Raw genomic sequence first — 5,436 nt, 5'->3', positions numbered from 1 at the left:
TCGTAGCCGACGGGCACGACGCCGTCGCCGGCGTCCGGCAGCGGGTGTCGCGCGGCGGCGAGCACGGCGTACCCGTCGGCAGCCAGGCCGCGTGCGACCCGGCTGCCGACGTATCCGCTGGCCCCGACGACGAGGACGGGGCGGGGGCTGGTCATGCGGTTCAGACTAGGTCAGACCGTGACCGGCTGCCGCACTGCCCTGGGGTCGGGACCGAACCGGTTGGGTCCGGACTCGCCCGGCAGGGCCAGCAGCACGATGATGACGATCCCGCCCACGAACGGCACGAGGCACAGCAGGTAGAACCAGCCGGACTTCCCGGTGTCGTGCAGACGCCGGACGCCCGCCGCGAGCAGCGGGACGAACGCCGCGAGCGCGACGACCCCGACGAGGGACGAGCCGATCGAACCGAGCACGCCCGGCTCCTGCGTGACCGGGTCCATCGTGATCAGGGCCGGGAGCAGGAGCGCCACGAAGATCACGGCGTTCACGATCGCGAGCCCCAGGTAGAAGAGCCAGTACTCGGCGGCCCGGGCCCGGCCGGTGAAGACGCCGTACTTGCGCAGGCAGGTCCGGACGGCCTCGACGAGGGTCACGTGGGTCAGACCGCCGCGGCGGCGTCGACGGCCTTGGGGTCCGGGCCGTACTGGTTCGGGCCCGGGGTGCCGGCGGAGGCGCCCCACACGATGATCAGGATGAAGTTGACGACCGGGATCAGGAGCAGGAACGCCAGGGCGCCCGGCTTGTCGGTGTCGTGCAGGCGGCGCACGATGACGGCGAGCGTCGGCAGCAGCAGCGCGAGCGCGACCAGCGAGACCACGAGGTAGCCGGCGGTCAGGGAGCCCGGCATGGCGGGGATCGGCGCGGCGGGGTCGCCGGCCATGGCGTACTCCATGGTGGCCGTCGTGTAGGCCGTGAGGCCCGGCACGATGAGCGCGAAGTAGAGCACGCTCTCGACGATGGCCACGGCCAGGTAGTACCACCAGAACTCGGAGCGCCGGGCACGCCCGCTGAACGTGGCGTACTTCGACAGCACGGTCCGGATGGACTCGATGAACGACATCAGGAAAAAGCCTCTCTCACGGTTCTTACCGGAAATCTCCAGCAAGTGCGCACATAGTGTCCCGATCCGTCAATCGGTACGCAAGGCTTAAATCTGGGCAGAAGTACCCATGGGTGAGAAAGTCCCGGAACACGTCAGACGCTCAGGTCACCATGGTGACCTGAGCGTCTGACACGGTGGTGCGGCTCAGTAGCCCGTCGCGGTCGGCTCCGGGTAGTACTGGGCGTACTTGCGGCGGTAGTTCTGCGTGATCGCCTCGACGATGAGCCGGCGCTTGAGGCCGGAGTCGGCGTCGTACTTCAGCGGGTTGACCACGTCGCCGCTCGCCTTGAGCGCCTTGAGCCGCGACTTCAGCTCGGGGTCGAGCACGTACTTGGACAGCAGACCGAACGGCACCACGGTGTACAGCACCTCGCGGACCGCGCGCACGGCGCGGATCGGGCGGCGCAGCACCCAGTCCTCGACCAGCACGCGGGCCACGTTGGCCCCGCCCGCGGTCACGTAGTAGTTGTTCCGCCCGATCCGGGGGTTCACCTCGAAGTAGACGTGCTTGCCCGTGCGCGGGTCCAGCTTGTAGTCGAAGTTCGCGAACCCCACGTAGCCCGTCAGGTCGAGGAACCTCGTGGCCGCGTCCATGGCGTCGTCGTACGGCTCGACCAGGATCGCCGCCGGGATGCCGAGCGTGCCCGGCGTGTGCTCCTCGAGCAGCACCCGGCCCGTCGCCAGGAGCGTCACCTCGCCCGACGTATCGCGGTACGCGGTCAGCGACCGCATCTGCGTCTCGTCGCCCGGGATGAACTCCTGCACCAGGAACGTGCCCGGGTACTCGGCGTCCGCCAGGTGGCCCAGGATCACGTCGAGCTCCTCGCGGGAGTCGATGTGGTGGATCTTCGCCTTGCCCGGGAAGTCCACGTAGTACCACTCGGCGCTGTTGGACGGCTTGCCGACCACCGGGTACTGCAGGTCCACCGCGAGCGCCGGCAGCGCGGCGCGGCCGCCCTCGGCCACCAGCTTGGCGACGTCGACCGGAACGGTGCGCGGCGTCGGGATGCCGAGCTGGTCGCAGACCTGGGCGAAGCCCTCCTTGCTGCTGACCTGCTCCAGCACCGGGAGCGACGGGTACGGCAGCACGTAGCCCGCCGCCTCCAGCCGCTCCCGGTTCAGGATGACCGTGCGCACGTGCCAGTCGGCGTTGGTGAGCAGCACGAGCGTCTTGTCCCGGTGCTGCTGCGCGATGCCCTCCAGCGTGGAGAGGAACACGTCCACCTCGTCCAGGCCGGGCACCACCACGTTCTCGGCGATCGCCGAGTCCTGCATGGCGCGGGTGGCGACCTTGGACAGCACGACGGCGCGCGTGCGGTACTGCTCGTGGAACGCGCGCACCAGGGCGTACATCCCGACGTCGCCGCCGATCCCCACCACCAGCATCTCGGGAGCGGCCTGCTCCCCTCCGCCTACCTGCCCCTGCTCCGCGGGGAAACCCCTCACGCCTCGGCCTCCGTGCGGTCGCCGGACCACTCGGTGTGGAACGTGCCCTCGCGGTCCACGCGCTTGTACGTGTGGGCGCCGAAGAAGTCGCGCTGCGCCTGCACCAGGGCGGCCGGGAGCCGCTCGGCGCGGACGCCGTCGTAGTACGCCAGGGACGAGGAGAACGCGGGCGTGGGCACGCCGTTCTGTGCCGCACCGGCGACGACGCGGCGCCAGGCGGGCAGGCCGCTCGCGACGGCGTCGGTGAAGTACGGGTCGGCGAGCAGCAGCGGCAGGTCCGCGTCGCGCTCGTAGGCCTCGGTGATGCGGTTGAGGAACCGGGCGCGGATGATGCAGCCGCCGCGCCAGATGCGGGCCATGGCGCCCCGGTCGATGTCCCAGCCGAACTCCGCGGCGGCCGCGGCGATCTGGTCGAAGCCCTGCGAGTAGGCGACGACCTTGGAGGCGTACAGGGCCTGGCGCACGTCCTCGATGAACGCGTCCCGGTCCTTGACCTCCCAGGCCTGCACGTGGGCGGGCAGGCTGGCCCGGCCGGCCGCGCGCTGCGGCACGGAGCCGGACAGGGCGCGGGCGAACGTGGCCTCGGCGATGCCGGTGATGGGCACGCCCAGGTCGAGGCCGTTCTGCACCGTCCAGCGGCCGGTGCCCTTCTGCTCGGCCTGGTCCAGCACGATGTCGACGAACGCCTTGCCGGTCTCGGCGTCCACGTGCTGCAGCACGTCGGCGGTGATCTCGATGAGGAACGACTCCAGGTCGCCCGTGTTCCACTGCGCGAAGATCTCGCCGATCTCCGCCGCCGAGGCACCCAGGCCCTGGCGCAGCAGGTCGTACGCCTCGGCGATGAGCTGCATGTCGGCGTACTCGATGCCGTTGTGCACCATCTTGACGAAGTGGCCTGCGCCGTCGGACCCCACGTAGGTGCAGCACGGGGTGCCGTCCACCTTCGCGGAGATGTCCTCCAGGATGGGCCCGAGCGAGGCGTAGGACTCGCGGGTGCCGCCCGGCATGATGGACGGGCCGTTGAGCGCGCCCTCCTCGCCGCCGGACACGCCGGTGCCGACGAAGTGCAGGCCGTGCTCCTTGAGCGCCGCCTCGCGCCGGATCGTGTCCGGGAAGTGGGCGTTGCCGGCGTCGACCACGATGTCGCCCTCCTCGAGGAGGGGGATCAGCTCGTCGATGACGGCGTCCGTGGGACCACCGGCCTTGACCATGATGACGACCTTGCGAGGCCGCTCGAGCGAGGCGACGAAGTCGGCCATCGACTCGGACGGGACGAAGTTGCCGTCGTCACCGTGCTCCGCGACCAGCGACTCGGTCTTCGCGTACGAACGGTTGTGGATAGCCACCGTGTACCCGTGACGTGCGAAGTTGCGCGCGAGGTTGCGACCCATCACCGCCAGGCCGGTGACGCCGATCTGTGCTGTGCCAGACACGTTCTTGCTCCTTCTGCAGTGGAAACGGAGCGGCGTGCGCCGAGCGCGCGCCGCGACCCGCTGCCAGCCTAGTGCCCTGGCTCACTTCGCCACCGCGCAGATCACGATGCGGCGACGACCGCGCGCCTCCGCCTGCCGGCCCCGCGGCCGACGTACGGTGAACAGGTGACCAGCGGCCCGCCCACCGGGGTACCCGTCGACTTCGCAGCAGCCCTCGCCGACCTGCGGAGCGCGGCCCTGCGTGCCGAGGTGCGCCTCACGGAGATCCCCGCACCACGCCGGGTGGCGCCGTTCAGCGTGGCTCTGTCGGGCGACGTGCTGCCCGGCGCGCCGCCCGGACCGCGTGGCGCGGACCTGCCCGACGAGCACGACCACGACGTCGACCCGCTGGCCACCGGCCGGTTCGTCGTCCTGCACGACCCCGCGGGCCAGGAGGCGTGGCACGGCACCTTCCGCGTGGTGACGCTGGTGCGCGCCACGCTGGAGCCCGAGATGGCCGCCGACCCCCTGCTGGCCGACGTCGCCTGGTCCTGGGTGGGCGAGTGCCTCGAGACCGCGGGCCTCACCCCGGGCACCGACACCCTGGCCGACGGCGGCACCGTCACCCGGGTGCTGTCGCAGAGCTACGGCGCCCTGGAGGGCACGCCGGGCGCGGTGGACCTGGAGATCCGGGCGTCGTGGACGCCCGTCGGCACGCGGCTCGGCACGCACCTGCGGGCGTGGGCGGCGCTGCTGACGACGGCCGCAGGGGTGCCTCCGCTGCCCGAGGGCGTCGCGGCTCTCACCAGGCGTTTTACCGACCGATCCAGGCAACGCCATACGGTAGGTCCATGACCACCACGGAGCGAGGAGTCCCTGCGGAGACATCACCGCCCGTGCCGGCACCCGTCACCCCACTGACCGAGCCCGCCGACGGGCTGCCCGACGTCGTGGCGACACCAGGGGCCTTCGCACGGGTCGTCGAGGCGTTCGCCGGAGGTTCGGGGCCCGTGGCCGCCGACGCCGAGCGGGCTTCCGGGTACCGGTACGGTCAGGCGACCTACCTGGTCCAGGTGCGACGCGAGGGTGCGGGCACGGCACTGATCGACCCGGTCGGCGTGCCGGACATGTCGGCGCTCGGCGCTGCCGTGGGCGACGCCGAGTTCGTGCTGCACGCCGCCTCGCAGGACCTGCCCGGGCTCGCCGCGCACGGCCTGCACCCGGCGCGGGTCTTCGACACCGAGCTCGCGGCGCGGCTGCTCGGCATGGAGCGCGTGGGTCTGGCCGCAGTCGTCGCCGAGGTGCTCGGCCTCGGCCTGGCCAAGGAGCACTCGGCCGTGGACTGGTCCACCCGCCCGCTGCCGGAGGACTGGCTGCGGTACGCCGCGCTCGACGTCGAGGTGCTCGTCGAGCTGCGCGACCGCCTCGCCGAGCGGCTGCAGGCCGCCGGCAAGGCGGAGTGGGCCGCCCAGGAGT

General features: G+C 71.6%; 6 protein-coding genes. 2 read left to right on the top strand and 4 right to left on the bottom strand.

Annotated features, from left to right (window positions below):
- Positions 1–170: 170 nt before the first annotated feature.
- The 4 genes from PROKR_RS26110 to gndA form a co-directional block, all read right to left on the bottom strand.
- On the bottom strand, positions 171–593 hold the full coding sequence (locus tag PROKR_RS26110) for a DUF805 domain-containing protein (protein ID WP_051433383.1): 423 nt from the start codon (positions 591–593) through the stop codon (positions 171–173).
- A 5-nt stretch (positions 594–598) separates the two neighbouring features.
- Positions 599–1,060, bottom strand: a complete 462-nt coding sequence (locus PROKR_RS26105) for a DUF805 domain-containing protein (protein ID WP_036969573.1) — start codon at positions 1,058–1,060, stop codon at positions 599–601.
- 186 nt (positions 1,061–1,246) lie between these two features.
- On the bottom strand, positions 1,247–2,548 hold the full coding sequence (locus PROKR_RS26100; RefSeq protein ID WP_245605974.1) for a carboxylate--amine ligase: 1,302 nt from the start codon (positions 2,546–2,548) through the stop codon (positions 1,247–1,249).
- Positions 2,545–3,981, bottom strand: a complete 1,437-nt coding sequence (gndA, locus tag PROKR_RS26095; RefSeq protein ID WP_036969564.1) for an NADP-dependent phosphogluconate dehydrogenase — start codon at positions 3,979–3,981, stop codon at positions 2,545–2,547. Before gndA ends, PROKR_RS26100 begins: the two co-directional genes overlap by 4 nt.
- A 165-nt stretch (positions 3,982–4,146) precedes the next feature.
- Here gndA and PROKR_RS26090 point away from each other — a divergent pair, with 165 nt between their 5' ends.
- Together PROKR_RS26090 and PROKR_RS26085 are read left to right on the top strand one after the other, a co-directional pair.
- Positions 4,147–4,815 (top strand): DUF3000 domain-containing protein, encoded by a 669-nt coding sequence (locus PROKR_RS26090; protein ID WP_036969563.1) that lies wholly within the window; start codon positions 4,147–4,149, stop codon positions 4,813–4,815.
- Positions 4,812–5,436: ribonuclease D (locus PROKR_RS26085; RefSeq protein WP_036969561.1), on the top strand; the 625-nt coding region annotated here is incomplete at its 3' end. The genes PROKR_RS26090 and PROKR_RS26085, both read left to right, overlap by 4 nt.

The organism is Promicromonospora kroppenstedtii DSM 19349 (genome assembly GCF_000515355.1).
GTDB classification, from domain to species: Bacteria; Actinomycetota; Actinomycetes; order Actinomycetales; family Cellulomonadaceae; genus Promicromonospora; species Promicromonospora kroppenstedtii.
This window is presented reverse-complemented; position numbering and strand designations above follow the sequence as displayed.

Bases quoted from the DNA above. Each gene is read 5' to 3' on its own strand.
- PROKR_RS26105 (WP_036969573.1), bottom strand. From the start codon at position 1,060: ATGTCGTTCATCGAGTCCATCCGGACCGTGCTGTCGAAGTACGCCACG.